At 63.8% G+C, this 25,187-nt stretch carries 26 protein-coding genes and 1 pseudogene; 7 read left to right on the top strand and 20 right to left on the bottom strand.

Features of this window, described 5'->3' with window-relative positions; translation table 11 throughout:
* Positions 1-15: 15 nt before the first annotated feature.
* Positions 16-1,848, bottom strand: coding sequence for a trypsin-like peptidase domain-containing protein (locus tag ACR65W_RS09325; RefSeq protein WP_434499620.1), 1,833 nt, complete (start codon positions 1,846-1,848; stop codon positions 16-18).
* A 465-nt stretch (positions 1,849-2,313) separates the two neighbouring features.
* A complete protein-coding gene (locus tag ACR65W_RS09330) occupies positions 2,314-3,891 on the bottom strand; it encodes a 2-isopropylmalate synthase (RefSeq protein ID WP_434499621.1) in 1,578 nt (525 codons plus the stop codon).
* A 444-nt stretch (positions 3,892-4,335) separates the two neighbouring features.
* Between ACR65W_RS09330 and ACR65W_RS09335 the strand changes: the two genes are divergently transcribed.
* Positions 4,336-4,857: a GNAT family N-acetyltransferase gene (locus ACR65W_RS09335; protein WP_175093883.1), complete on the top strand. Its 522-nt coding sequence runs from the start codon at positions 4,336-4,338 to the stop codon at positions 4,855-4,857.
* A gap of 153 nt (positions 4,858-5,010) precedes the next feature.
* Positions 5,011-5,547 (top strand): inorganic diphosphatase, encoded by a 537-nt coding sequence (ppa, locus tag ACR65W_RS09340; RefSeq protein ID WP_434502609.1) that lies wholly within the window; start codon positions 5,011-5,013, stop codon positions 5,545-5,547.
* On the opposite strand, the gene ACR65W_RS09345 is transcribed toward ppa, so the two are convergent.
* Together ACR65W_RS09345 and ACR65W_RS09350 are read right to left on the bottom strand one after the other, a co-directional pair.
* A complete protein-coding gene (locus ACR65W_RS09345) occupies positions 5,544-5,906 on the bottom strand; it encodes a DUF1636 family protein (protein WP_434499622.1) in 363 nt (120 codons plus the stop codon). The two genes, ppa and ACR65W_RS09345, sit on opposite strands and share 4 nt — an antisense overlap.
* 70 nt (positions 5,907-5,976) lie before the next feature.
* Positions 5,977-6,453 (bottom strand): hypothetical protein, encoded by a 477-nt coding sequence (locus tag ACR65W_RS09350; RefSeq protein WP_434499623.1) that lies wholly within the window; start codon positions 6,451-6,453, stop codon positions 5,977-5,979.
* On the opposite strand from ACR65W_RS09350, the gene ACR65W_RS09355 reads away from it, so the two are divergent.
* Complete coding sequence (locus ACR65W_RS09355; RefSeq protein WP_434499624.1) at positions 6,452-6,586, top strand: hypothetical protein; 135 nt, start codon at positions 6,452-6,454, stop codon at positions 6,584-6,586. The two genes, ACR65W_RS09350 and ACR65W_RS09355, sit on opposite strands and share 2 nt — an antisense overlap.
* An 82-nt stretch (positions 6,587-6,668) precedes the next feature.
* Here ACR65W_RS09355 and ACR65W_RS09360 read toward each other — a convergent pair whose 3' ends face one another.
* The 9 genes from ACR65W_RS09360 to ACR65W_RS09400 form a co-directional block, all read right to left on the bottom strand.
* Positions 6,669-6,959 (bottom strand): YARHG domain-containing protein, encoded by a 291-nt coding sequence (locus ACR65W_RS09360; RefSeq protein ID WP_434499625.1) that lies wholly within the window; start codon positions 6,957-6,959, stop codon positions 6,669-6,671.
* A 50-nt stretch (positions 6,960-7,009) separates the two neighbouring features.
* Positions 7,010-7,750 carry a M15 family metallopeptidase gene (locus tag ACR65W_RS09365; RefSeq protein ID WP_434499626.1) on the bottom strand — a complete coding sequence of 247 codons (741 nt, stop codon included), beginning with the start codon at positions 7,748-7,750 and terminating at the stop codon, positions 7,010-7,012.
* Positions 7,751-7,779: 29 nt separating this feature from the next.
* Entirely contained in the window at positions 7,780-8,592 is an 813-nt protein-coding gene (locus ACR65W_RS09370; RefSeq protein ID WP_434499627.1) for a Crp/Fnr family transcriptional regulator, read from the bottom strand.
* A 182-nt stretch (positions 8,593-8,774) separates the two neighbouring features.
* Positions 8,775-9,443, bottom strand: a complete 669-nt coding sequence (gene metW / locus ACR65W_RS09375) for a methionine biosynthesis protein MetW (protein WP_434499628.1) — start codon at positions 9,441-9,443, stop codon at positions 8,775-8,777.
* Positions 9,440-10,612 (bottom strand): homoserine O-acetyltransferase MetX, encoded by a 1,173-nt coding sequence (gene metX / locus ACR65W_RS09380; RefSeq protein ID WP_434499705.1) that lies wholly within the window; start codon positions 10,610-10,612, stop codon positions 9,440-9,442. Before metX ends, metW begins: the two co-directional genes overlap by 4 nt.
* 18 nt (positions 10,613-10,630) lie before the next feature.
* Positions 10,631-10,780: a hypothetical protein gene (locus tag ACR65W_RS09385; protein WP_434499629.1), complete on the bottom strand. Its 150-nt coding sequence runs from the start codon at positions 10,778-10,780 to the stop codon at positions 10,631-10,633.
* Positions 10,781-10,946: 166 nt separating this feature from the next.
* Complete coding sequence (locus ACR65W_RS09390; protein ID WP_434499630.1) at positions 10,947-11,243, bottom strand: type II toxin-antitoxin system RelE/ParE family toxin; 297 nt, start codon at positions 11,241-11,243, stop codon at positions 10,947-10,949.
* Complete coding sequence (locus ACR65W_RS09395; RefSeq protein ID WP_434499631.1) at positions 11,240-11,527, bottom strand: ribbon-helix-helix domain-containing protein; 288 nt, start codon at positions 11,525-11,527, stop codon at positions 11,240-11,242. The genes ACR65W_RS09390 and ACR65W_RS09395 overlap by 4 nt, the downstream gene beginning before the upstream one ends.
* Before the next feature lie 104 nt (positions 11,528-11,631).
* Entirely contained in the window at positions 11,632-12,450 is an 819-nt protein-coding gene (locus tag ACR65W_RS09400; protein ID WP_434499632.1) for an alpha/beta hydrolase, read from the bottom strand.
* A gap of 126 nt (positions 12,451-12,576) precedes the next feature.
* Here ACR65W_RS09400 and ACR65W_RS09405 point away from each other — a divergent pair, with 126 nt between their 5' ends.
* Positions 12,577-13,779: a glycosyltransferase family 4 protein gene (locus ACR65W_RS09405; RefSeq protein WP_434499633.1), complete on the top strand. Its 1,203-nt coding sequence runs from the start codon at positions 12,577-12,579 to the stop codon at positions 13,777-13,779.
* Between the two features lie 134 nt (positions 13,780-13,913).
* Here ACR65W_RS09405 and ACR65W_RS09410 read toward each other — a convergent pair.
* Together ACR65W_RS09410 and ACR65W_RS09415 are read right to left on the bottom strand one after the other, a co-directional pair.
* Positions 13,914-14,229 (bottom strand): annotated as a pseudogene (locus tag ACR65W_RS09410) (type II toxin-antitoxin system RelE/ParE family toxin).
* A complete protein-coding gene (locus tag ACR65W_RS09415; protein ID WP_434499634.1) occupies positions 14,226-14,489 on the bottom strand; it encodes a type II toxin-antitoxin system ParD family antitoxin in 264 nt (87 codons plus the stop codon). The pseudogene ACR65W_RS09410 and the gene ACR65W_RS09415 overlap by 4 nt, the downstream one beginning before the upstream one ends.
* A 259-nt stretch (positions 14,490-14,748) precedes the next feature.
* Between ACR65W_RS09415 and ACR65W_RS09420 the strand changes: the two genes are divergently transcribed.
* Complete coding sequence (locus tag ACR65W_RS09420) at positions 14,749-16,605, top strand: cation:proton antiporter domain-containing protein (protein WP_434499635.1); 1,857 nt, start codon at positions 14,749-14,751, stop codon at positions 16,603-16,605.
* 507 nt (positions 16,606-17,112) lie between these two features.
* On the opposite strand, the gene ACR65W_RS09425 is transcribed toward ACR65W_RS09420, so the two are convergent.
* Positions 17,113-18,495 (bottom strand): anion transporter, encoded by a 1,383-nt coding sequence (locus tag ACR65W_RS09425; RefSeq protein ID WP_434499636.1) that lies wholly within the window; start codon positions 18,493-18,495, stop codon positions 17,113-17,115.
* 166 nt (positions 18,496-18,661) lie between these two features.
* On the opposite strand from ACR65W_RS09425, the gene ACR65W_RS09430 reads away from it, so the two are divergent.
* Positions 18,662-19,306 carry a S24 family peptidase gene (locus tag ACR65W_RS09430; protein ID WP_434499637.1) on the top strand — a complete coding sequence of 215 codons (645 nt, stop codon included), beginning with the start codon at positions 18,662-18,664 and terminating at the stop codon, positions 19,304-19,306.
* Between the two features lie 104 nt (positions 19,307-19,410).
* Positions 19,411-20,493, top strand: coding sequence for a cytochrome-c peroxidase (locus tag ACR65W_RS09435; RefSeq protein ID WP_434499638.1), 1,083 nt, complete (start codon positions 19,411-19,413; stop codon positions 20,491-20,493).
* A gap of 3 nt (positions 20,494-20,496) precedes the next feature.
* On the opposite strand, the gene gcvPB is transcribed toward ACR65W_RS09435, so the two are convergent.
* From gcvPB to gcvT, 4 genes are all read right to left on the bottom strand, one after another.
* Positions 20,497-22,038 carry an aminomethyl-transferring glycine dehydrogenase subunit GcvPB gene (gene gcvPB / locus ACR65W_RS09440; RefSeq protein ID WP_434499639.1) on the bottom strand — a complete coding sequence of 514 codons (1,542 nt, stop codon included), beginning with the start codon at positions 22,036-22,038 and terminating at the stop codon, positions 20,497-20,499.
* Positions 22,038-23,378: an aminomethyl-transferring glycine dehydrogenase subunit GcvPA gene (gene gcvPA, locus ACR65W_RS09445; RefSeq protein WP_434499640.1), complete on the bottom strand. Its 1,341-nt coding sequence runs from the start codon at positions 23,376-23,378 to the stop codon at positions 22,038-22,040. Before gcvPA ends, gcvPB begins: the two co-directional genes overlap by 1 nt.
* Before the next feature lie 128 nt (positions 23,379-23,506).
* Entirely contained in the window at positions 23,507-23,881 is a 375-nt protein-coding gene (gene gcvH, locus ACR65W_RS09450; RefSeq protein ID WP_196399232.1) for a glycine cleavage system protein GcvH, read from the bottom strand.
* Entirely contained in the window at positions 23,878-25,035 is a 1,158-nt protein-coding gene (gene gcvT, locus ACR65W_RS09455) for a glycine cleavage system aminomethyltransferase GcvT (RefSeq protein ID WP_434499641.1), read from the bottom strand. Before gcvT ends, gcvH begins: the two co-directional genes overlap by 4 nt.
* Positions 25,036-25,187 lie beyond the last annotated feature (152 nt).

Raw genomic sequence — 25,187 nt, forward strand, 5'->3', positions numbered from 1 at the left:
AAGACGGACCCTTTGCTATTCGCGCTGCGCCTGGGTGAGCTCGGCGCCATATTTGATCGGAACCGCCATGGTCGCTTTGGTGTCGCCGACATTGCGGCTGTAGGTGAACAGACCAATGACCTTGCCGGAGGAGTTGAACACCGGACCGCCGCTGTTGCCCGATCCGGTGGCGACGACGCTGAGCTGGTAAACGTCGCCCATATCGCTGGCGAAGGTGCCGCCTTCGGTCGACTTCACGCCGCTCGCGGTCTTCGACACGATGCCTTCGGTGACGGTCGCCTCGGTGATCTTTTCGAGTTGGCTGCGAATGCGCCCGCGCTCTTCGGTTTGCCGCAGCACGAAATTTTCGACCGAGACGGCGGGATAGCCGAGCACGGTGATGTTCTCGCCGATCTCGACGGCGGCGTTGGGCGCCATATCCACTTTGGTCAAAGTCTGGGGCGAATCGATCTTGACGAGCGCCGCGTCGGCATCGGCCGACGTCCTCACCAGACTGGCGTTCACGCCCAAACGGCTGCCGTGAAATTTGACCTCGAAAACTTCATTGCGGCCGACGAAAGACGCCTTGTTGTTGGAATTTGGATCAGGGGTGTTGCCGGCGAGCGCAGTCGTCGGATCGTCGGTCTTGAAAATGTAGCCGCCGGATTCGGGAATCCAATGGAACACGTCGGCATAGGCCGAATCATAAAGATCGATGAGCTTCGGCTCCTTGATTTTGGCTTTGCGCTTCTTTCCCGATGCGACGACGACGTAGTCATAGAGGATGCCGTCCCTGCCGCCTTCGGCGCCATAGGCGACCTGCCAGCCGGCGGCGACATGCTTGTTGGTGAGAATGTAGCCCTGCTCGCTGATGACGAAGCCGCTGCCCGTGCCGCCGCCGCCGACCATGAGATTGGTGATGTGATCGTCCTCAAGGGTCAGCCAGCGCACGACGCCGAGATTATTCGGCAGCTGCACATAGGCGGGATAGCGCCGGCCTTTGTAGTCGACGGTCTTGTGCTGAATAGGCCTTCCGGTCTGCTTATCGTACAGCCGCCACATCATGCCGACTTGGACGGTCGCCTTCGCGAACTTGTCATAGATCTCGCGCGGCTTCATGCCGATCTTGAGGTTGACGTCGCCGGGGATGCGCGACAGCCTTTCATCCGTCTCGGTTTGGGCGAGCTTGTCTTCCGCGTCTTTCCGCTCGAGTTCGCGATGCTGAGCCCAGTAGAGCGCCGCGCCGCCCAGAACGAAGAAGGCGACGACCGCGGCGATCGCGCCGGTCACGGTTCGATTGGCCTTGCCGCGCTCTTCTCCGATGAGCCGCTGCACAGTTTCGTGGCCGATTCCGATCTTCTTCGGCGCTCCGCCGTCGACGTTCGGTCCTGCCGCCGTGCTGGCGCCGGTGGCGGCGGCGTTCACCGCCGTCGAGGCGGCGGCTTCGGCGGTCTTGATGACGCGGGTCGCCGCCGTGTCGCTGACGCCGATCACTTTAGTTCTGGCGGCGAAATTGGCGGGCCGCGGCTGCACGTCGAAGGTGAATTTCGGACCCTTGGCGCCAAGTTCGATCGTGTCTTCGGGAAGAAGTTCGACTTCGCCGTTCACCCGCTCGCCATTGAGAAAGGTGCCATTGCTGCTGCCGGCGTCCGAGAGCTTGAAGGAGATATTGTCGCCTTCGCCCATGATGCGGATGAGCGCGTGTTTGCGGCTGACGACGCTGTCGCCGACAGGATCGAAAGCGATCTTCGACGCAGGATCGCGGCCGATGGTGAATTCGCGCGAGTCGCCGACGGGAAGCTGTTCGATCTGATTGGCTTTGGAGCCCGACAGATGTCGTATGATGATACGCTCGATTGGAGTCGTCATTTCAGCCCCCTGCGCCAAAAGCGCGCTCGTCTTCGCCGTTTGAAAATGCGCAAATTGCCCCAATTTCGAGGATAGACCCGACTTTCCTCGGGTGGCAAGGCCGCTTGGCCATGGCTGCGGCAGGCGCGCGCGCGCGGTTCCTATGCGGCGGCGATCAAGCGGCTCAGACGCTGGGCGAGCGCTGTGCTATTTCTTCAAAGATATCTTGATGGTAGTCGCGCGCGTGGCGACCCGCACGGACACTGTCCGTTTGCGCAATCGCGATCTTTGACCGATTGAATATATTTGCGGCAACGGAGGCGCGCGGCCGTCTCGTCAACAGCTTCACCGTCGTGCCGGCGTTATGCGTCACCAAACATCACGGGTTGGCTGCGCGTCGAATTTCAAGGACGGCCGATTGGCGCCGCGAGCAGGATCGTCAATTCCGCTCGCGGCCGCCGTATGCGTCAGGCGTCGCCGCTCCGCCTAGATCGCCTGCATGGCTTCGGGCTTGCCGCGCGCGCGCTTCGCCATCAGCCGGTTGAGCGCCGAGACATAGGCGCGCGCCGAAGCGACGAGCGTGTCGGGATCGGCGCCGCGGCCGGTCACCGACTTGCCGTTCTCGCTCAGGCGCACGGAGACCTCCGCCTGCGCGTCGGTGCCTTCGGTGACGGCGTGGACCTGGAACAGCTCCAGAGTCGCCTCATGTGGGGCGAGCGCCTTGATGGCGTTGAAGATCGCGTCGACAGGGCCGTTGCCGGTCGCCTGATGCGTCAGCTTCTGTCCGTCGATGTCGAGCGTGAGCGCCGCAGATTGCGGACCATGCGTGCCGGCCATCACCATCAACGCCTCGACCTTGATGTGATCATGAGCGTTGACGATCTCGTCGTCGACCAGCGCGACCAGATCTTCGTCATAGACGAATTTCTTGCGGTCGGCCAAATCCTTGAAGCGGTTGAAGGCGTCCTGCAGCGCGTTCTCGCCGAGATCATAGCCGAGCTCCTTCAGCTTTTCGCGGAAGGCGTGGCGGCCCGAATGCTTGCCCATGACGAGCGAGGTCTTGGAGACCCCGACGCTTTCGGGCGTCATGATTTCATAGGTGTGCGCATTCTTGAGCATGCCGTCCTGATGGATGCCGCTTTCATGCGCGAAAGCGTTCCGCCCGACGATCGCCTTGTTGTATTGCACTGGAAAGGACGTCACCGCCGACACGAGCTTCGAGGCGCGCGTCAAGAGCTTGGCGTCGATATTGGTGAAGAACGGCAGCGCGTCGGCGCGCGTCTTCATCGACATGACGATTTCTTCGAGCGCGGCGTTGCCGGCCCGTTCGCCGATGCCGTTGATCGTGCATTCCACCTGCCGCGCGCCGCCGCGCACGCCCGCGAGCGAATTGGCGACCGCCAGCCCCAGATCGTCGTGACAGTGCACCGAGAAGATCGCCTTGTCGGAATTGGGCACCCGCTCGCGAACCGTGCGGAACAGCTGCTCATATTCCGCCGGCGTGATGTAGCCGACGGTGTCGGGAATGTTGATCGTGGTCGCGCCGGCTTTGATCGCGGCCTCCACGCAGCGGCAGAGAAAATCGAACTCCGTGCGCGTGCCGTCCTCCGCCGACCATTCGACGTCGGCGACGTGATTGCGCGCGCGCGTCACCGAGGCGGAGACCATCTCCAAGACGCGCTCCGGCTCCAGCTGGAGCTTGTATTTCATATGCACCGGCGAGGTGGAGATGAAGGTGTGGATGCGCGGACGCTTGGCCTCGCGCAGCGCTTCGGCGCAGCGGTCGATGTCCTTCTCGGAAGCGCGCGCCAATCCGGCGACGGAGGCGTTCTTCACCCGCCGCGCCACTTCGCTGACGCTCTCGAAATCGCCTGGACTGGCGATCGGGAAGCCGGCCTCGATAATATCGACGCCCAATTGGTCGAGGAGATCGGCGACCTCGAGCTTCTCTTCCAGGGTCATCGAGGCGCCGGGCGATTGCTCGCCGTCGCGCAGGGTGGTGTCGAAAATCAGGACGCGCGCGTCATTATCTGCGACGGCGCCGGGCTGTGACGTGTTGCTCATCGGTTTTGAAATCCTGCTTTGCCGCGCCCGCGGAGGGGCTCTTGTCGTCTGACTGCATGACATGTCCCCTGAAAGCCTGGGCGCGAGCCCGTCGGGCGCTCAGGGGCGACTAAGAAGCAGCAGGCCGAAAAGCGGCAAGGAACGCGGCCGAGCGAATCCGTGCGCACGCGCGGGCGTCGCAGGGTCATTCGCAAAGGCGGTTGCGTGGGGCAACGATCTCGTCCCGTTCCGGCGGCGTTGGCCGCAATCGCAGCAAGAATAGCGCAAGAGCGCCCCTCGCCGCAAGCGCCGCATCGGCGCCTGCCATCGCGCGCGGCTCGCGGGCCGTCATAAAGTGAAACAGACAAGGACGCCAAACGCCTAAGCGTCTCGACGAGGAGAATTTTTGCGCCGAAACGCTTATGGCTCTTGCCGAAACGAGCCGATGGGACCTAACATTCAGCTATGGTCAAAACCGCCTTCTCCATCCGCCATGCGCGTCCCGGAGACGCAGAGCAGATCACGCGCGTTCACGACGCCTCGTGGCGCTACGCCTATCGCGGCGTCATACCTGGCGCCGAGCTTGAGCGGATGATCGCCCGCCGCGGCCCCAACTGGTGGCATTCGGCGATTGTGCGCGGCACCGGTCTTCTCGTGCTCGACTTCGACGACGATATCGTCGGCTACTCGACCTATGGGCGCAACCGCGTTCCGTCGATGCCGTATTCCGGCGAGATCTTCGAGATCTATCTGGCGCCGGAGCAGCAGGGGCTTGGCTTGGGACGCCGGCTGTTCAACGCCACCCGGCGCGAACTCGCCGAGCACGGTTATCTCTCCACCATCGTCTGGGCGCTCGCCGACAATGAGAAGGCGCTCGCCTTCTATCGCAGCCTCGGCGGTCAGACCGTCCGCCGCGCCGAGGAGCGCTTCGGCGCGGACATGCTGACGCGCGTCGCTTTCGGCTTCGTTTCCGCCCCGGTGCGATAAGCATATTTGGCGACATAAACGCGAAGCAATGTGAGGATACAGACCGCGCAGCGCCGCGATCCTCGCCAAGTTTGTTGCGCGACCTTCCTCGACACAACCCAATACTGCGCCAGCCGTTCAGGCTGCGCCATCTATCGCAATCGGAGCACTTGAATGCGTCTCGACGCCATTCCCATCGGCGCGAACCCGCCGCACGAAGTCAATGTCATCGTCGAGGTGCCGCTTGGCGGCGAGCCGATCAAATATGAGCTCGACAAGGCTTCCGGCACGCTCTTCGTCGATCGCTTCCTCTATACGGCGATGCGCTATCCCGGCAATTACGGCTTCATTCCGCATACGCTTTCCGACGACGGCGATCCCTGCGACGTGCTCGTCGCCAACACCCGTCCCGTGGCGCCGGGCGCCGTTATCGCGGTCAGGCCGATCGGCGTGCTGCGCATGACGGATGAGGCTGGCGGCGACGAGAAGATCGTCGCCGTGCCGTCGGCGCGGCTCACGCAACGCTATATCGACGTCAAGAATTACACCGATCTGCAGGAGATGACCTGGCGTCGGATCGAGCACTTCTTCGTGCATTACAAGGATCTCGAGCCCGGCAAATGGGCCAAGATCGCGGGCTGGGGCGATGCCGCCGACGCGCGCGCGCTGATCAGCGAGGCGATCGAACGGGCCAGAGCGGCGAAAAACTAGCGAAGCGGCGGCGTGCGCGACACCACGCCCTTCTTGAAACACGCCGGCCTGTCCTTCCAGGCGACGATGCCATTTTCCGTCGCGGCGAAGCTTTGCGCCGAATCGATCAGCTCGTCGACATGGACGCCGCCGTCAAGATCGCCGATCACATACGTCCATTTGCCGCCGCCGGCGAAGGCGACCGTCGCCGGGCGCTTGCATACCGCGAGGCATTCCACCGGTTCGACGGCGATATCGAGATTGCGCTCGTTAAGCCGCGTGCGCAGCGCCTCCAGCAAAAGCGCGCCGGGACGCATGTCGGCGTCGCCGCCGTCGCGGCAAGAGACGCAAACAAAGACCGTGACGCCCGGCGCAGCCATTTCAGCACTCCTGTCTATGGACGCGCCTTCTCGACCAAAGCCGCGCCAAAGACAAGGGTCGGCGCAGCCTTTAGGGGTTGAAGGCGCAGCGCGCGCCGCCGCCGCCCTTTTCCGCCACTTCGTCGGCGTCGACGATGCAGTCGAGCCCGGTGAGCGCCGCGTGCGAGGCGCCGGCGGCGCCGTCCAGGGCGACGCCATTCTCGATCAAGGTCGCATAGAGCTCATGCGCCTTGCGGCCGCGCAATTCGATCTTCTTGGCGCCGAAGGTCAGCTCGCAGGCGCGGGAGGTGATGTCGACGTTGCCGGCGCGGCAGTCGATCGCGTCAGCCTTGACCGCAATGCGCAGATCCTTGGCGTGCGGCGCGTCCGCCTGACCGCTGAAGAACGCCGCAAGAAGCTTTTTATTGGGGGCGCTCGTCTGGGGCGCCAATTCGCCAACGATCGCCGCGAGCGCGAGCGCATTGGAGCCGTTGCTCGCCCCTGCTGGAGCGGCGGCCGGCGCGATGATGGACAAGAAAAGCAGCCCAATGGATTTATGAGCGATCATGGCGATTCCCCGACAAATGCATCTGCGCATTTGCTCAAGAGCCGACGCCGAATTTGCGACGCAGGCGCGTTCAGTCGACGGCGACGAACATATCCGCCATTTCCGCGACCGTGAATACACGTCTGAAAATTAGAGGCGCAGGCGGAGCGTTTAGACCGCTCGATTTGATGTCGCGGCCCTTGTTGAACCGCGAAATTTTGGCCCGCACATGGAACTCAGCACCCCTTACGGCGCTCCCACATTTGAAGCTGATTGACGCGGCTTTTCTCCCAACCGCTCAGCCGCCCGTAAGGTGGAAAACAGCCGGCTCCGAACACGGCCCGCGCGCGGTCGGTATTGAAGCAATAGCCGTTACGCGCGTAAATCCGGTTGCGCGCGTACCAGAGATCTTCGCAAGACATGTAGGCCGGATCCCGCGCCGCCGCCGGGGTCGGCGCAGCAACGATCAATCCCACGCCTATCGCGCCGATAAGGCTAAGCGCCGTGAAAATCTTCTGTGTTCTCATCGGAAGTCCCCTCCTGTCATTGGGGTTACGTACGATCTACGCCATTCTTTTCAATCGCTGTGTTGTTTTTTCTCTTCGCCGTCTGGCGGCGCGTCAAAAAATTCGGGCCGGTATTCGAAATGCATCGTGTCAAAATGCCCCCATTTGCCGCCCCAGATGAACCCATGGCGCTCGAAAATCTCCACGATCTCGTAAGGAATCCGATTGCGGTAACCGCCTTTGCGCCAGAGCCAATAATCAGAGAAGGCGGTGTTGAGATCAATCGCCGCGCCATAGGCGTGCATGCTGCGTTTGCCAGTGTCCTTCACAACGCGGCAATTGAAGGCGCCGGCGCTCGGATAAGCGTGACGCTTAATGTCCTGCGGCAGACGATCGATTTCCGTGGCGACCGCGCGCAGCTTTTCGGCGACGCCATTGATCGTGGTGACTCGCACCTTGCCAGTGAACCAGGGAATATCGGTCAAATGCTTCTGCGTTTCGCCCTTGTCGCAATCCCCATACATTTTGTCGAAGAAGGCGGCGTTGCGAAAGCGGCCCGGATCCTCTTGCGGTCCGGGAGGCTTCGTCAGCGCGCCCTTGGGATAGGGAAGGCTCAACTGATCTAGGAGAGAGGCGTTTTTCAGTTTCTCGCCGAAGCTCTTGTCGGTCCTGCCGTCAGAGAGATTTTGTCTTGTTCCGTCGCGGAATATGATCCCGGCGTCGTCGCGACCGGCGATTTGATCTGGATAGGCGTGCGTCAACGCGTCGGGCGAAATCGCCTGCCCGCGAGCGGCGATGGAAAAGAAAAGCATCGCGACGCCCGCGAGGAGCGAGCCGCGCTCTAAGCGGCGTCGCACTGCGTCTCGATCTTGCGTCGTCCCAAAGACAGGCGCGGCGGCCGACCGAGCCGGTCGCACTGGTCCGCGAGATGCAAGACGCTTTCGACATGCACGTTGCGCGTCTCCGTGCGGACGCCATGAGCGCGGAGTTTGGCGAAAGCACGCGACAGCGTCTCCTGCTTTACGCCGAGCCGCGCGGCGATCAGGCGCTTGTCATAGGGCAAGCGGAAGCGGCACCGGTCTTCGCCCGGCGGACAAAGTGCAAGTAGGAAATGGGCGAGGCGCTGATCGGCGTTCTGGCTCTTGAGCGACTCGATCTCGCCGAGGAGACGCGCGATGCTCTCCTTGGAGTCCTGCATCACCGCGGCGCTGAGCGACGGCGACTCCTGGAGAAGCCGAGCGAAGAGCGCCGCCGGCAGCTTGAGCGCGCGCGTCGCGCCCACCGCCTCGGCGGAGAGCGTGTGAATCTCATCGGCGTCGGTCGGCGCCTCGCCGATCATTTCGCCGTCCGAGCGAATGCCGATGAGCGTTTGGCGTCCCGAAGACGATAGGCGCAGCAGCTTCACATAGCCGTTCAAAACGAATGCGAGATCTGTGACCACAGCGCCTTGATGGAAAAGCGAGTCGCCGTCCTGGAGGGACTCGATCCTGGCGTCCGCCGACAGACGCGACAATGTCGCTTCGTCGACCCCGGCGAAGAGCGGCGCTCTGCGCAGCTCCCCCGGGCCTGCCGGCTGCGGCGCGCACGGACCGGCGCGTCTCTTTTGCGAGGCGCTGCCATAGCTTCGCACGGCGGGGCCGGTGTCGACTGTCAAGCTCGCGCCTCCTCCCGAAGCGCGCGGAATCACGCGCGTCATCCAAGGGATGACACGGCGCATGAAGCGGAGGCGCCGCCGCTCCCTCCCGCGCATGTTTCTCTTAATGCCGCCAATGGGAAGGCTAACGCGAACCGTCAACCCGCGAAAGGCGAGGCACGCGGGACAAACCGTCGCATGGGTTAGCGTCGTTGGTCGCCGCGCTCCAGCAGAAACACAGCCTGTTCGCCGAAGAGATTCCACACCCACCAGGGCGCGCTGAAGCGGATCGGCGCGCCGGCGCGATCAAAGGCGACGCCGCGCTCGATGTGCGCGCCGAGTTCGTCGACGATCTCGACGAAGTCGCGAATGGTGCAAAGATGAATGTTCGGCGTGTCATGCCAGTGATAGTCAAGGCGCCCAGTGACCGGCATGCGGCCGCTAAAGGCGAGCTGCGCGCGCACGCGCCAATAGCCGAAATTGGGAAATGAGATGATGGCGCGCCGACCGATGCGCAGCATATTGGCGAGCGCCGCGCGCGGGCGCCGGGTCGCCTGCAGCGTCTGGGAAAGAATGACATAGTCGAACCCGTCGTCCGGATAATCGGAGAGGTCCGTATCGGCGTCGCCTTGAATGACGGAAAGTCCTTTCGCCACGCATTCATTGACGCCGCGCTGCGAGAGTTCGACGCCGCGGCCGTCGACGCCCTTCTTCTGCGCCAGGAGCTTCAGCAACGCGCCATCGCCGCAGCCGACGTCGAGAACGCGCGCGCCGGGCGCGACCATCTCGGCGATGACCGCGAGATCGAGACGCGGTTGCTCGAGCGGCTGCGCGGGCCGCTCGGGCGTGTTCGCCGCAGGTGCGACGTTCATTTCGAGGTTCCGTCAGGCGCGAGGCCGCGCGCGTCTGCGGCTGAATCGAGAAAGCCGCGCGTCGTCGCAATGAACATCGGCTCGTGCAGCAGGAACGCGTCGTGCCCCTTGTCGGATTCGATTTCGACGAAAGACACCGACGCGCCGCCGGCGTTGAGCGCGTGAACGATGGCGCGCGAGTCCGAGGTGGGATAGAGCCAGTCCGACGTGAAGGAGACGACGCAAAAGCGCGTCTTGGTGTCCTTGAAGGCCATGGCCAGCGAACCGCCATAGTCGGCGGCAAGATCAAAATAGTCGCAGGCGCGGGTGACGAAGAGATAGGAATTGGCGTCGAACCGCTCGACGAAGGCGAGGCCCTGGTAACGAAGATAGTTCTCGACCTGAAAATCCGCATCGAAGGAGAAGGTCGGCGCGCTGCGGTCCTGCAGCTTGCGGCCGAACTTACGCTGCAGCGCGGCTTCCGAGAGATAGGTGATATGCGCCGACATGCGCGCCACCGCGAGCCCCTTCTCGGGCCGCACGCCTTGCTCTTGATAGCGCCCCGAGCGCCAGTCCGGATCGGCCATCACCGCCTGTCGGCCGACTTCGTGAAAGGCGATATTCTGCGCCGAATGTTTGGCGGCGGTGGCGATCGGCATGGCCGAAAAGACCCGCTCCGGATAGCTCGCCGCCCATTGCAGCACCTGCATGCCGCCCATCGAGCCGCCGGCGACGCAAAACAGCGTCTCAATGCCAAGATGATCGATGAGCATCGCCTGCGCCCGCACCATGTCGCGGATGGTGACGACCGGGAAGTCGACGCCATAGGACTTGCCCGTCGTCGGATTGAGCGAAGCGGGGCCGGTCGTGCCCATGCAGCCGCCGACGACATTGGAGCAGATCAGGAAATAGCGGTCGGTGTCGAAAGGCTTGCCGGGCCCGACCATGGCTTCCCACCAGCCGGACTTGCCGGTGACGGGATTTACGCCCGCGGCATATTGGTCGCCGGTGAGCGCATGGCACAGCAAAATGGCGTTGCTGCGCGCGGCGTTGAGCTGCCCGTAAGTCTCGTAAGCGATCGCGAGCGGCGCGATGCGGCCGCCGCCGTCTGTCAGAAGCGGTCGGTCGGGCTGAAAGACGACGGTTTTCGGCGCGAAGCCCTCGCTGCAGGCCGGCCGCGCTTCTGACAATACGGACAAGCGATCTTCCTAGCGTTCGATATGCCGAACAATTCGTTCGGCAACATCGATGGGGCCGGCGAAGGTGTCAAGCGCCGCGCGGCGGCGCACAATATTTCGAATCCAGATTAACAAGGTGTCTCTCGCCGCGTCATGGCCGCGCTTGTCGTGGCCATCCACGCGATGACGCGATCAAATGTGAACAAGCGCCGCCAAGGCCGCAAGCGCGAAGGCTTCTCCATCGCCAAGAGCGATATAGAAGGCTCTTGCGATTGGGTAAGATATCGCCGTTCCGAGTCCCATGGCGACTATGCTCTGGCCGTTGGTCGAAACGCGCGGTCGTCGATCATCGAACGAAAAAGCCCCCATGTTCTGCAATCGCGGCGGCGTCGCGGGCCCTGTGCAAGACGCGGACGATAATGATCTCGGTTTCAGCGAGGGCATAATAGATGGCGTAATTGCCTTGGAGCACAACGCGAAGGCCGCGCGCCAATCGATCGCGCGAAACCCCCGAAGAAGGGAAGTGGAGCAACCGCGTGCATGTCGCTTTGATCTTATCGAGCAAGCGGGTTGTGGCGGATTCCGAGTCGACGGCGATGTAGGCCCAAATCTCGGCGAGGTCGGCTTCCGCCGTGTCCGTCAAACGGAGGCGGGTCTGCCTGCTAATAGCTTCCTCCCTCGCGCAACGATGGAGTCGGCGTCGAAATCCTTTACGCGACCGGCGGCCACGTCCGCTAACCCCTTGTCGATGTCGGCCTTGAGCGCGGACAGTTCTTGAAGCTGCAAGATGCGCTTCATTTTCCAGTCGCGGATAGCCTCTCTAACAACCTCGCTCGTCGAGGCGTAATTCCCCTCGGCGACGGCGGCCTTAACGACGGCGGCCATGTCAGCGGGGAGGGTGATCGTCAATCGTTCGATCTCGGCCATGCTCGGCCCCCTTTCTCAAGGTTCATACTTTATCATACTTATGAGGCGATTGGAAACGCAATGCGCCCGACGACGCGAACGCGCATCGGCGCCCGTCGCCTTCCTCAATCAAAGAGCGTGGGCGGCGGCTCGCCCGGCGGCGGGGCGCTCATCGTCTCCACCGCGGCGGCGAGTTGCGCGAGATCTTCGGGGCGGGACAGCCGATGATCGCCATCGGCGATAAAGGTCAGCGTCACCGGATCGGCGTTTAGATGCTCGACGATCGTCAGCGCATGCCGCCAGGGCACGGCGTCATCGCGCATGCCCTGCAGAATATGCACGCGCGCATAAGCGCGCATGAGGCCGCCGAGCAGCAGATGATTGCGCCCCTCTTCGATCAGCCTTCTCGTGACCGGCCCGTGATCCGGCTCCTTGGCGGGCAGGACGCCCTTTTCCATCAGTTCGCGGCGCGTCGCTTCGTCGAAGCCTTCCCACATCAGCGCCTCGGTGAAGTCCACCGCCGGCGCGAGCAGGATCAGTCCGGCGAGCCGGGCGCTCTCGCCTTTTTCCGCCAGCCGCCGCGCCAGAAGCAGCGCGATCCAGCCCCCCATCGAGCTGCCGATGACGATCTGCGGCCCCTGCGTCGAGCGCTCGAAAACGGCGAGGCTCTGCTCCAGCCAGTCGCCGATGCAGCCCTCCTCGAAACGTCCCGCCGAGCGGCCATGGCCCGAATAATCGAAGCGCAGAAAGGCGCGCCCCCGCGCTTGCGCCCATGCGTCGAGGGCGCCCGCCTTGGTTCCGTCCATATCGGAGGCGAAGCCTCCAAGCCAGACGAGGCCCGGCGCGTTTCCGGCCTCGGCCGTCGCGGCGCGCCGTCGCCGGGCGATGCGCCAGACGCCGCCCGCCGGATTGGGAATGTCGAGGAAGTCGAGCGTGTCCGACAAGCAGGTTCACTTATGATCGAAGAGGCGTTGCGATTGAAAATAGGCGGTTCGCTCACAGTTGGTAAAGGATCTCGCAACAGAATGCGGCAGCCGGACGATTCTGTCCGGGGCTTGCGTTAGCCAGCGATGTCGCAACAGCACGCCACGATCGCCGCCCCCGACCAGCGACTGGTCGGACGAACGATCCTGCAGATCGTGCCCGATCTCCAGTCGGGCGGGGCGGAGCGCGCGACGGTGGACGTGGCCGAGGCGCTAAGCCGGGTCGGCGCCCGCTGTCTTGTGGCGTCACGCGGCGGCCGCATGGTCAGCGAGTTGCAGTCGAAAGGCGGCGTCTGGGCGCCGTTTCCGGCGGCGACGAAAAATCCCTTCGCGATGGCGCTGAATTCGGTGCGGCTGGCGCGAATCATCCGCGACGAAGGCGTCGACATCGTGCATGCGCGCTCGCGCGCGCCCGCCTGGGTCGCCTATTACGCGGCGCGACAGACCGGCGCGAAGCTGGTCACGACCTATCACAGCGCCTATAGCGGCGCGTCGCCGATCAAGCAGCGCTACAACGCCATCATGTCGGCGGGCGACGCGGTGATCGCCATTTCGGAATTCGCCGCCCAGCGCATTCGGCAATTGCATCCGGAAAGCGCGGAGCGGATTGTGGTCATCCCGCGCGGCGCGGACCTGCGCGCCTTCTCGCCCGCCGCCGTCGACCGGCGCCGCGTCGAGCGCCTGCGCGCGGCGTGGGGCGTCGCGGCGCATGATCGCGTCGTGCTGCTGCCGTCGCGGCTTTCCGCGCGCAAAGGCCATTCGGTTCTGGTCGAGGCGACCAAGCGGCTGATCAAGGAAGGAATCTGCGATCTGCGCGTCATTTTCGTCGGCGACCCGCGCAGCGACTCCTTTCGCCGCGCCCTCGAAACGCAGATCGAGCACGCCGGCCTGCGCGACGTCGTTCGCTACGCCGGCTACTGCGAAGACATGCCCGCCGCCTATATGGCCGCCGCCGTCATTGTCGCGCCGGCGACGGAGCCGGAGGCGTTCGGGCGGATCGCCGTCGAAGCACAGGCGATGGGCGCGCCGGTGATCATCTCCGATATCGGCGCCGCGCCGGAGATCGTCCTGGCGCCGCCGCAGACCCCGCGCCATCTTGCGACAGGCTGGCGGACCCCGCCCGGCGATCCGGCGGCGTTGGCGGACGCCATCGCCGAGGCGCTGAGCCTGCAGGCCTCGGCGCACGACGACCTGGCGCTGCGGGCGCGCCGAAACGCGCAGGAGCGCTTCTCCGTCGAGGAGATGCAGCGGGCGACGCTGCAGGTCTATGAGCGTCTGCTCGGGCTCTAGCCGAAGTCATCAGCTCCGTTCATGCTGACGTTTGCCACACGCATGTATCCACCAACAGAACGAGTTTCGCCGGCTTGGGGTGGTCATGCGGAGCCGCCTCTGTTCGATCGCGTTCCCTGAGTTGCGACCGCCAATCATCCCTCGGGGAATAGCAAAGGTTCATAGTTCATGGCTCCATGCAGCACATGGATCACTTCAATCGTTTCAATCCCGACCCGATAGAAAATGAGATAATTGCCGTGGACGCGACGGCGGATGCCGGCGTGTTCATAGCGCGCCACGAGCGGAAATCGCTTCGACATGTCGCCCAGTCCCTCGCACGCCTCCCGGAGGTCGCGCAAAAACGTCACGGCCCTCTCGGGGCTTTCTTGCGCAATATGATCGCCGATCGATATGATCGCCGGTCGATTCAAGATCGGCTTCGGCCTCCTGGGTGATGACGACAATCATCCGCGCCTGGCTTGCGCCTTGGCCTTGAATTTAGCCTCCAAGCGATCGAACACCGCCTTCGCGGGCTTGGCGCGTCCGGCGTCAGCGTCGGCAATGCCCCTCGCAATCGAGGCGTCCAGGGCGGCAAGACGGGCCTCGCGCTCCTGAATGAGGCGAACCCCCTCGCGCAAGACTTCGCTCTTGGAATTGTAGCGGCCCGACGCCACCAGCTTGGCGACGAAGGCCTCGAGCTGGCTTCCCAAGTCTGCGCTGATGGCCATGACGCGAGCCTCCTTGTGATTAACATGTCACGGACCAATAACTATTATCAAGCGTTCCGACGCTGCGGGCGCGAGACAGCCGCCGAATCGGATAGAGTTCGGCGGTCAATCGGACTGATCTCGCGAGCAGCGCTATGGTCGCGCCGGTCGGGCTTCCCCTAAGCTCGCCCGGCGGCGCGACTCTTGCTGTCTTCATCGCCAATCGCCGCGTGACCCATTTATCCTTCGCTAAGGACCAGCGCGCGAGCAACGAGGCGGCATGACGAGCTCTATCCATCTTGAATCCTATCGCGAGGCGCTGGTCTTTCTCGCCACGGCGGGGGTCGTCGTCCCGCTGTTTCATCGCATCAAGGTGTCGCCGGTGCTGGGCTTTCTCTTCGCCGGCGCTGCGCTCGGGCCGTTCGGTCTCGGCCGCTTGGCGAGCGACCATGAATGGGCGCGCAATTTCACCATCACCAATGTCGAGGGCGTCTCCAATCTCGCTGAATTCGGGCTGGTCTTCCTGCTGTTCATGATCGGCCTCGAGCTGTCCTGGGAGCGACTTGCCCGCATGCGACGGCTTGTCTTCGGACTGGGGCTCGCGCAGGTGGTGGTGTGTGCAACCGTGCTCGCGGCTGTCGGCTACTATCATTTTGACGTCGAATTCGGCCCCTCGATGTTGATGGGCATCGCTCTCGCCATGTCGTCGACGGCGGTGGTCCTGCCGGTGCTGGCCGAGGCGCGGCGGCTGAACAAGACCTCGGGGCGCGTAGCGTTCTCGGTGTTGTTGTTTCAGGACCTTGCCGTTGCGCCGGCGCTTTTCCTGGTTTCCGCGCTCGCCGAAGCCAAGAACGGCGGCTTCACGGGCGAACAGGCGGCGTGGGCGTTCGGGCGCGCCTTCCTCGCCATGGGCGCGCTGATCTTCATCGGACGGCTGCTGCTGCGTCCGCTGTTTCGCATGGTCGCGGCCGTGCAGCTGACCGAACTGTTCATGGCCGCCTGCCTTCTGGTGGTCATCGGCGAGGCGGCGCTTTCGGCGGCCGCCGGCTTCTCCATGGGCCTTGGCGCCTTCATCGCCGGGCTGCTGCTGGCGGAGACGGAGTTCAGGCGCGAGGTCGAGGTGACGATCGAGCCGTTCAAGGGCCTGTTGCTCGGGCTCTTCTTCGTTTCGGTCGGCGCCGGTCTCGACATGGGCGCCGTCGCCGCGGATCCCTATCAGATCTTCATATACGCCGCCGGGCTGATCGCGGTTAAGGGCGCGATCATCTTCGTTCTCGCGCGGCTCTTTGGCGTCGAATGGCGCCCCTCGGCCGAGGCGTCGCTGCTGCTGGCGCCGGGCGGCGAATTCGCCTTCGCGCTGCTGACCTCGGCGATGGCCGTCGGCGTGCTGCCGGGTCACTATGGCGCCGATGCGATGATCGTCGTCACGATCAGCATTTTCGCCATTCCCCTTCTTGGCCGGATCGGCGCCGCTCTTGTCCCGCCGGCGACGGAAGCCGAGGACGAACTGCTTTATGCGGATCTCGCGCCGGCGGCGGAAATCGCCGAGGACCGCGTCGTGATCGTCGGGTATGGCAGAATCGGCAGCCTTGTCGGCGAAATGCTGAAGCGCCACGACATCCCGTTCATCGCCGTCGAAAACGTCGTATCGCTGGTGACCGCGGGGCGCGAGGACGGCGTCGAAATCTACTGGGGCAATGCGACGCGGCGCGAGTTTCTGATGCGCTGCGGCGTGGCGCAGGCCCGCGCGCTCGTCGTGACAATCGAAAATGTTCACGCGGCCGGAGAGATCGTCCGTCTGGCGCATGACATCCGCGGCGATCTCACCATCGTCGCGCGCGCCCGCGACGCGCATCACGCGACCGAACTCTACAAGTTTGGCGCAACCGACGCGATTCCCGAAACGGTCGAAGCCAGCCTGCAGCTCGCCGAAACCGTGCTCGTCGATATCGGCGTCCCAATGGGCTTCGTCATCGCCTCGATCCATGAGAAACGCGACGAGTTTCGCAAGCTGCTGCAGCCGTCCGACGACAAGACGCGCGCGCGGCATGCGGAGCGCAATCGAAAGATCCGGCGCGAGCATACGCGCCGGCGCATATCGGGCCGCGCCACGGAAGAGAGCGGGGAGGAGGCGTAGGGGGCGGCTCATTTCTCCTTGCGATCGGGCATTAGAGTGATCACCAACTACTCACATCCTTAGATTCGACTATGGAACCAAACGCTGCGCTACCGTGGAGGCTCCTTATAGAACCTGCTTTACGTCCAGCTTGAGTTGGCCCGGATTTTTTGATAACGGGGCGCTCTATTATCGGAGACGAGAAATGCGTTTGCGGGTCGTGTTGACGATACTCATCATCTTTGCGATTGCTCCGTCTCTCTCAGGCTGCGGCGCTCGTTTCACGATCAAGCCCATTAGACAATATCCCGTGTGATCGGAATCATTTTTGACTTTTGGAATTTGGAATGCGGGGGTCTGTGCGTCGCTTCGATTTGCGAGGCGCAGCATGTTTCGCGGCCTTCCCCCGATCGGCGAGAGCGCGTGATTGCATTGGGCGAGCGCGGGATGTCGCGACGAGCTGCGGCGCGATAGCAATACAGTTGGGCGGTTGTTCTGGGAGTCCCCGAGGCGTGTGACCTATGTTCCTCACAGTCTCCACAGTCCGAGCGCGATCGTCGCGAGGGTCAGCGGCGCGCCGACCTTGAAATAGGTCCAGAAGCCGATCGTGACGCCAAGCGCGCGCGCCCGCTCGACGACGATGAGATTGGCGATCGAGCCGACGAGCGTGAAATTGCCGGCGAGCGTCGAGGCCATCGCCACAATCAGCCAGGCGCGCTTGGGATCGCTCAGCCCGATGATGAACGGCTTTAGCGCGAGGACCGCCGGCACATTGCTGACGATGTTGGACAGCACGGCGGAGACGAGCGCGAGCGTCGACGCGTCATCGAGTCGGAGCCGCCCGACGTCCGCGATCTCGCCGGGCGTCAGCACCACCTTGTCGAAGCCGCCGACGACGATGAAGAGTCCGGCGAACATCAGCAGCAGCGGCCAGTCGATTTCGCTGTAGATTTTCTTCGAGCCGATGCGTCGCGTGAGCAGCAGCAGCCCGCCGGCGACGATCGCCGCTTTGGCGGGCGGAACGCCGGCGAAAAAGAACCCGATCATCGCCGCGGTGATCAGCAGCGCTTTAGAGGCGAGCGCGCGATGAAAAGCGCGCGGCGCCGAGACGATCGGCGTCAGTCTCTCGCGCGAAAAGAATTCGCGCGGGAAGGCGAGCGCCACAAAAAGGATCGTGAGCGCGACCCCGGCGAAGGCGATGGGCCAGAGCGCTTGAGCGAAGTCGCCATAGGAAATGCCCGAGGCGGTCGCGATGATCATGTTTTGAGGATTGCCGGTGATCGTCGCGACGCTGCCGACATTGGAGGCGAGCGGGATCGCCAGAACATAGGGCGTCGGATCGCGCTTCAGGCGCCGCGCCAGATCGATGACCAGCGGCGGCATGACGAGACAGATCGCGTCATTGACGAGAAAGGCGGAAAACAGCCCCGTCGCGACCGCGACCGCGACGAGCAGGAAGATCGGACGCCGGGCGACGTCCGCCAGCCAATCGGCGGCGCGGCGGAAGAAGCCGGAAAGGCGCAGATTGGCGACGACGATCATCATGCCGAGCAGCAAAGTGATGGCGTCGAAATCGATGGCGCGGTAGGCCTCGTCGAGGCTCAAGGCGCCAACGCCGATCGTCAGGCTCGCGCCGAGCAGCGCGCCGCCGGCGCGGTCGAGCCGATAATAGGGCAGCTTGCCGATCGCGAGCACGAGATAGGTCGCCGCGAAGATCGCTGCGATGGCCGCCGTCTGCGGCTTCGGCGTCGGCAGGCGGCTGACAAGGGACAGAAATTCGCCGAGCCCGAAAATCGCGACAGCGGCCAAGGCCGCGCTCCCAGCGACGATGATGGTCACGAGAATCCCAAGCCAGAGTGTGAGGAAAGGGTGGCGCAGGCGATTTGGCGCGGGCTCGGGCGACGGCGGCATTCAACCCCGCGAGTTGGAGCGCGCGGCGTGGAAGACGACGCAGGGAGGAGGGTTATGGCGCCTGGCCTAGCGCGGGCCAAGCCGGCACCGCCGATTTCCTATTGTGCGGCATAGTTAATAGATATATTCCTAGCTGCTAGGAAATTCTTCCGAGCCGCGGCCAGCCATGTCCGACATTCTCACCCATGCTCAGATCTGGGCGGCGATCGACGCGCTCGGCGAGCGATACGGCATGACGCCGTCGGGCCTGGCGCGCAAGGCCGGCCTCGATCCCACGACCTTCAATCGCTCCAAGCGCGAAACGGCGAGCGGGCGCCAGCGCTGGCCTTCGACCGAATCGATCGCCAAAGTGTTGCAGGCGACCGGCGCCGGGCTCGACGAATTCATGTCCCTGGTGACGGCGAACAGCGCCGCCGGCCGGTTGCGCCATACGCGGCCGCTGATCGGCTTGGCGCAGGCGGGGGTCGGCGGCTTTTTCGACGATGCGGGCTTCGCCACCGGCGCCGGCTGGGACGAAATCGACGTCTTGGCCGAGGCCGACGAACATTCCTACGCGCTCGAGATCTCAGGCGACTCCATGGCGCCGCTGTATCGCGACGGCGATGTGGTGATCGTCTCGCCGGCGGCGCCGGTGCGGCGCGGCGACCGGGTGGTGGTGAAGACCACCTCGGGCGAGATCATGGCCAAGGAGCTGAAGCGCGAAACGGCGCGAACGATCGAATTGCGTTCGGTCAATCCCGCCTACCCAGACCGCACGATTGCCCGCGACGAGGTCAGCTGGATGGCGCGCATTCTCTGGGCGAGCCAATGACGTGTGACGCTTAGCCGCCGATCGACGCATCTAGCCTCGCGCCGAGGCAGCTGTGTTATAATCTTCAATCTTTTGCGCCGCTTCCATCCCGGGTGAAATCCGCCATGCGTCTTTCTTCGATCGTCTCTCTTGTCGCGCTTCTTGTCGGCGGCCCGGCGTTTGCCGACGCAGGCCTGAGGGACCGGGCGAAGGAGCTTTTCCAGCCAATTCCGTCAGCGCCGCCGGCGATTCCTGGAGAGACGGCGACGCCGGAAAAACTCGCGCTCGGCAAGATGCTGTATTTCGAGCCGCGACTTTCCGAAACCCACGACATCAGCTGCGCCGATTGTCACAATCTGAGCATGGGCGGCGTCGACGGCGGCGCGCTCTCCGGCGGGCGCAATGCGCAGCTCGCGGGCCGCGAAGTGCTCACGGTGATGAACGCCATTTTCAACAAGGCCCAATATTGGGACGGCCGCGCCGCCGATCTTTCCGACCAGGTGGTCAATTCGGTGATGGCCAATCCCAAGGCGATGCTGAAAACCCGCGGCGGACCGATGCCGATCAATCCGACGGAACATGCGGCCACAAAGCAGCGCGCCGTCGAGCAATTCAAGAAGATCCCCGGCTATGTGGCGGCGTTCAAACAGGCCTTTCCCGAGCAGAGCGATCCCGTCGCCTACGCCAACATCGGCCGCGCCATCGCGCTTTTCGAGGCGACGCTGATCACGCCCGACGCGCCCTTCGATCGCTGGCTGAAGGGGGACGATCAGGCGCTGTCCGACGCGCAGAAGGACGGGTTGAAGCTCTTCATCGATAAGGGCTGCGTAACTTGTCACAACGGCGTCAACGTCGGCGGCGGCATGTATGCGCGTTTCGGCGTCGTCAAACAGCCGACGGCGGAATTTCTGCCGCCGGACGACTGGGGCCGCTACGCGGTCACCAAGGCGATCACCGACAAATACGCCTTCAAGGTTCCCTCGCTGCGCAATGTGGAACTGACGGCGCCCTATTTCCACACCGGCGCGACCTTCGATTTGAAGAAGGCCGTGGCGGTGATGGGCGCAAGCCAGCTCGGCATAGAACTCGGCGCCGACGAGACCGACAAGATCGTCGCCTTCCTCGATTCGCTAACCGGGCGCCAGCCTGAGGTGGTCCTGCCGATTCTACCGCCGCGCACCGGGCCGCCGGTCAGCCAGGCGCAGTGACGATCAGGCTGCGGCGCTGGGCGTCCAGCGCAGCACCGGCTTTCTCGCGGCGAGCGCTTCATCGACGCGCCGACGCGGCGCCAATCGCGGCGCCGGGCCGAAGCGGGAGATCTCGCCCGCTTTGGCGCTGCGCGCAAGATCGCGCAGCGTTGCGATGAAAAGATCGAGCGAGGCTTTCGATTCCGATTCCGTCGGCTCGATGAGCATCGCGCCATGGACGACGAGCGGGAAATAGATCGTCATCGGATGGTAGCCTTCGTCGATCATCGCCTTGGCGAAGTCGAGCGTCGTCACGCCGGCGCCGCGCAGCCAGGCGTCGTCGAACAGAACTTCATGCATGCAGATGCGATCGCCGAACGGCTGAGTCATCACGTCATTTAGCGACGCGCGGACATAGTTCGCCGACAGCACGGCGTCTTTCGACGCCTGCGCGAGCCCGTCGCCGCCATGCGCGAGCATATAGGCGAGCGCCCGCACGAACATGCCCATCTGCCCATGGAAGGCGGTGAGGCGTCCAAAGCTCTGCGTGCCCTCTGCGTCTTCCACGAGCTGCAACGAGTCGCCGTTGCGGCGGATGAACGGGACCGGCGCGAAAGGCGCGAGACGTTCTGAGAGAACGACCGGGCCTGCGCCAGGTCCGCCGCCGCCATGCGGCGTCGAGAAGGTCTTGTGCAGATTGATGTGCATCGCGTCGATGCCGAAGTCGCCGGGCCGCGCGACGCCGGCGATGGCGTTGAAATTCGCGCCGTCGCAATAGAAATAGCCGCCGGCCTCGTGCATTGCGTCGGCGATGTCGACGATCTCGCGCTCGAACAGCCCGCAAGTGTTGGGGTTGGTCAGCATGATCGCCGCGACATCGGGAGCGAGCGCGTCCTTAACGGCTTGCGCCCGCACGGTTCCATCCGCCGCCGCCGGAACGACGCGCACCGAAAAGCCGAGCAGCGCCGCCGTCGCCGGATTGGTGCCGTGCGCCGACTGCGGAATGAGGACGACATTGCGCGTCGCGCTTTCGCCTCTGGCGGCGATCGCAGACTTGATCGCCATCATGCCGCAGAGCTCGCCATGCGCGCCGGCCTTCGGCGACATCGCCACCGCCGGCATATTGGTGAGCGTCATCAGCCAATCGGCGAGAATTTGCATCAACTCCAGCGCGCCCTGCGCGGTCGATTGCGGCTGCAGCGGATGCAGATCCGCGAAACCTTCATAGCGCGCGATTTTCTCGTTGCTGCGCGGATTATGCTTCATCGTGCATGAGCCGAGCGGATAGAGCCCGGCGTCGATGGAGTAATTCTTGCGCGACAGACGCACGTAATGGCGCATCGTCTCCGGTTCGGTGAGTCCCGGAAGGCCGATGGGCGCATTGCGCTCCAGCGCGCCGAGCCGCGTCGCGACGGGCGCAGGATCGTCGATATCGACGCCGGTCGCGTCAATGCGGCCGATCTCGAAGATCAGCGGCTCTTCCTGATCGAGCCCGCGATTGCCGGTGAAGATCGCAGGCGTTTTGTCGTCATCGAGCGGTTCGACGACTGCAGGTCTGTCGAGCATCAGAGCGACTCCTTAAGCGCCGCGACGAATGCGTCGCGATCTTCTTGCGTATTCACTTCGGTGGTGGCGACGAGGAGGAGATCGTCAAGCCCGGCGTGCGGCAGGAGCCGCGAGACGGGAACGCCGGCGAGGACGCCGCGCGCCGCCATTCTCTCAACAAGCGCGGCGGCGTCGCCTTTGACGCGAAGCGTAAACTCGTTGAAGAAAGTCTCGTTGAGGACTTCGACCTTTGATACGTCCCCCAGCATCTGCGTCAGCAAAACCGCATTGGCGTGATTGACGCGCGCGAGCCGCGTCAGTCCGGCTTCGCCAAGCAAAGTCAGATGGATAGTGAAAGCGAGCGCGCAGAGGCCGGAGTTGGTGCAGATGTTCGATGTCGCCTTGTCGCGCCGGATATGCTGCTCACGCGTCGAAAGCGTCAGCACATAGGAGCGCCTGCCGTCGGCGTCGACGCTTTCGCCGGCGAGGCGGCCGGGCATCTGCCGCAGGAATTCATGTCGCGTCGCGAAGAGTCCGACGTAAGGTCCGCCGAAATTGAGCGAATTGCCGATGGACTGGCCTTCGCCGACGACGATGTCGGCGCCCATCGCGCCCGGCGATTTAAGCAGACCAAGCGATACGGCTTCGGTGAAGACGGCGATGAGAAGCGCGCCGTTCCGATGGCAAGCTTCCACAATCTTCGTCAGATCGCGCAGATTGCCGAAGAAATCGGGCGTCTGAACGACGACGCAAGAAAGCGTGTCGTCGATGCGCGCGACGAGATCTTCGGCGGCGCGAATGTCGGGCGCCATCGTCTCGACTTCGTCTTCGGCGAGCCGCGAGATGGTGCGCACGACTTCGGCGTAATGCGGATGCAGGCCGCCGGACAGCAGCGCCTTGCGACGCTTCGTCACGCGATGCGCCATGAGCACGGCTTCGGCGGTCGCCGTCGAGCCGTCGTACATCGAGGCGTTGGCGATCTCCATGCCCGTCAGCAGAGCGACCTGGGTTTGGAACTCGAAGAGATATTGCAGCGTGCCCTGGGAGATCTCCGGCTGATAGGGCGTGTAGCTCGTCAAGAATTCCGAACGTTGAATGAGATGATCGACGCTTGCAGGAATGTGATGCTTATAGGCGCCGGCGCCGACGAAAAAGGCCGCGCGCGACGCAGGCATGTTGCGGGCGGCGAGCCTTGCGAAGAAACGCTCGACGTCGAGCTCCGACTTGCCGTTCGGCAGGTCGAGCGGAGCTTTTAGCAGCGTCGCGGGCGGCGCGTCGGCGTAGAGCGCTTCGATCGACGACACGCCGATCGCCGCGAGCATCGCGCTTCTGTCGGCTTCTGACAGCGGATGATAGCGCATCGTTTTTTTCCTTGCGCTTAGAGCGCTTCCCGATCACATGGAATCATGTGATCGATAGGAATCGCTCAAAATCAAAATGTTGAGCAGGTTCTCATCGAAAAAGTCTGTCACCTTTTTCGGAACCTGCTCTAGAGCGTCTTGAGAAAACTCGAATAGGCGGCGTCGTCCATCAGCGATGCGCATTCGCCCGGATCGCTGACTCTCACCTTGATGAGCCACCCGCGTCCCAGCGGATCATCGTTGACGAGCGCCGGCGCTTCGCCCAGCTCCGGATTGACTTCGACGACTTCGCCGCTGACAGGCGAATAGACTTCGCTCGCGGCTTTTACGCTCTCGATGACCGCGATCTCTTTGCCCTTTGCGACCTTCTTGCCGACCTCAGGCAGCTCGATGAAGACGATGTCGCCGAGCTGCGACTGCGCATAGTCCGATATGCCCAGCGTCGCGAGATCGCCATCGAGCGCGACATATTCATGATCCTTGGAGTAGCGGAGATCGGTCATCTCGCATCCTTTCCAGCCGGCGTTTTGAAATAGCGATGAGGGACGAAGGGCAGAGCCGCCACCGTGACGTCGACGCGTTTGTCGCGCAGCGGCGCCGAAAGCGTCGCGCCGATTTTGGCGTATGCGCTTGCGACATAGCCCATTGCGATCGGACGCTGCAGCGTCGGCGAAAAGCCGCCCGACGTCACATGGCCCACGGCTTGGTCGTCGGAGGCATAAAGTTGCGCGCCTTCGCGCAGCGGCGCCTTCGTCTGCGGTAGAAGCCCGACGCGCATGCGCGAAGGACCCTGCTCAAGCGCGTTCCGTATGCGCTCGAAGCCGGGGAATCCGCCTTCGACGCGCCGGCGTTTGCCGATCGACCAGCCGAGTCCCGCTTCAACCGGATCAATCGTTTCGTCGAGGTCGTGACCATAGAGCGGCAGGCCGGCCTCCAGCCGCAAGGCGTCGCGGGCGCCGAGGCCCGCCGGCGCGACATCCTCATGCGACAGCAACAGGCGCGCAAGGTCTTCGGCATGCTCGGCGCGCAGCGACAGTTCAAATCCGTCTTCGCCCGTATAGCCGCTGCGCGACACGAAGAGCGGCGCGCCGCCGAAATCGAAGGCGCGCCAGCCCATGAAAGGAAGGTCCTCGGCGCCGGGGAGGAGTGCGCCGAGGACCGCGGACGCGCGCGGGCCCTGAAGAGCGAGCAGCGCGCGGTCCAATGGATTAAAGTCGAACTGGGGCAACGCGGCGCTGATAAGCGCGAAATCGTCTTGCTTGCGCGAGGCGTTGACGACGAGCAGCAGCCGCTCCTCGACGCCCGGCAGACGGGTGACGAGAAGATCGTCGAGAATGCCGCCGCGCTCGTTGAGCAGCTGCGTGTAGCGCGTGCGCTCTGGCGAAAGCGACGTCAAATCCGCCGGCGTCAGGCTTTCAAGCGCCCGTGCGGCGCGCGCTCCAGCGAGGATCGCCTGACCCATATGCGAAACGTCGAACAGACTTGCGCGACGACGCGTATGGAGCGTTTCGGCGACGATGCCCTGCTCATATTGCAGCGGCATCTCGTAGCCGGCGAAAGGCGCCATGCGCGCCCCAAGCCGTCGATGCACGGCGTCGAGCGGAAGTTTGGCCAGCGCGGGAGGCGCAGCGGTCGCGACGTCGAGTTCGGTCACCATCAACTCCGCCAGACATGGTTGGCGCAGCAAAGCTTAAACTTCGCTACGCGCCCCCTCTGTCCGGTGACCTGAGAGATTTCCCTGCGCTAAAAGCGACAGGTTACGCCCGTCGGTGGGCGAAAACGCTTGCGCGCTTCGCCGCTTTCCAGAGT

The sequence above is a fragment of the Methylocystis sp. genome, from assembly GCF_051062815.1.
Classification (GTDB): domain Bacteria; phylum Pseudomonadota; class Alphaproteobacteria; order Rhizobiales; family Beijerinckiaceae; genus Methylocystis.

Coding starts and splice junctions, on each gene's coding strand:
- ACR65W_RS09430 (WP_434499637.1), top strand. CDS start 18,662: ATGTCCGACATTCTCACCCATGCTCAGATCTGGGCGGCGATCGACGCG.
- ACR65W_RS09365 (WP_434499626.1), bottom strand. CDS start 7,750: ATGCTTTTCTTTTCCATCGCCGCTCGCGGGCAGGCGATTTCGCCCGAC.
- gcvPB (WP_434499639.1), bottom strand. CDS start 22,038: ATGCTCGACAGACCTGCAGTCGTCGAACCGCTCGATGACGACAAAACG.
- gcvT (WP_434499641.1), bottom strand. CDS start 25,035: ATGGTGACCGAACTCGACGTCGCGACCGCTGCGCCTCCCGCGCTGGCC.
- ACR65W_RS09325 (WP_434499620.1), bottom strand. CDS start 1,848: ATGACGACTCCAATCGAGCGTATCATCATACGACATCTGTCGGGCTCC.
- ACR65W_RS09395 (WP_434499631.1), bottom strand. CDS start 11,527: ATGGCCGAGATCGAACGATTGACGATCACCCTCCCCGCTGACATGGCC.
- metW (WP_434499628.1), bottom strand. CDS start 9,443: ATGAACGTCGCACCTGCGGCGAACACGCCCGAGCGGCCCGCGCAGCCG.
- ACR65W_RS09355 (WP_434499624.1), top strand. CDS start 6,452: ATGGCGATTCCCCGACAAATGCATCTGCGCATTTGCTCAAGAGCCGAC.
- ACR65W_RS09330 (WP_434499621.1), bottom strand. CDS start 3,891: ATGAGCAACACGTCACAGCCCGGCGCCGTCGCAGATAATGACGCGCGC.
- ACR65W_RS09345 (WP_434499622.1), bottom strand. CDS start 5,906: ATGGCTGCGCCGGGCGTCACGGTCTTTGTTTGCGTCTCTTGCCGCGAC.
- ACR65W_RS09435 (WP_434499638.1), top strand. CDS start 19,411: ATGCGTCTTTCTTCGATCGTCTCTCTTGTCGCGCTTCTTGTCGGCGGC.
- ACR65W_RS09405 (WP_434499633.1), top strand. CDS start 12,577: ATGTCGCAACAGCACGCCACGATCGCCGCCCCCGACCAGCGACTGGTC.
- ppa (WP_434502609.1), top strand. CDS start 5,011: ATGCGTCTCGACGCCATTCCCATCGGCGCGAACCCGCCGCACGAAGTC.
- gcvH (WP_196399232.1), bottom strand. CDS start 23,881: ATGACCGATCTCCGCTACTCCAAGGATCATGAATATGTCGCGCTCGAT.
- ACR65W_RS09415 (WP_434499634.1), bottom strand. CDS start 14,489: ATGGCCATCAGCGCAGACTTGGGAAGCCAGCTCGAGGCCTTCGTCGCC.
- ACR65W_RS09360 (WP_434499625.1), bottom strand. CDS start 6,959: ATGAGAACACAGAAGATTTTCACGGCGCTTAGCCTTATCGGCGCGATA.
- ACR65W_RS09335 (WP_175093883.1), top strand. CDS start 4,336: ATGGTCAAAACCGCCTTCTCCATCCGCCATGCGCGTCCCGGAGACGCA.
- ACR65W_RS09425 (WP_434499636.1), bottom strand. CDS start 18,495: ATGCCGCCGTCGCCCGAGCCCGCGCCAAATCGCCTGCGCCACCCTTTC.
- gcvPA (WP_434499640.1), bottom strand. CDS start 23,378: ATGCGCTATCATCCGCTGTCAGAAGCCGACAGAAGCGCGATGCTCGCG.
- ACR65W_RS09350 (WP_434499623.1), bottom strand. CDS start 6,453: ATGATCGCTCATAAATCCATTGGGCTGCTTTTCTTGTCCATCATCGCG.
- ACR65W_RS09420 (WP_434499635.1), top strand. CDS start 14,749: ATGACGAGCTCTATCCATCTTGAATCCTATCGCGAGGCGCTGGTCTTT.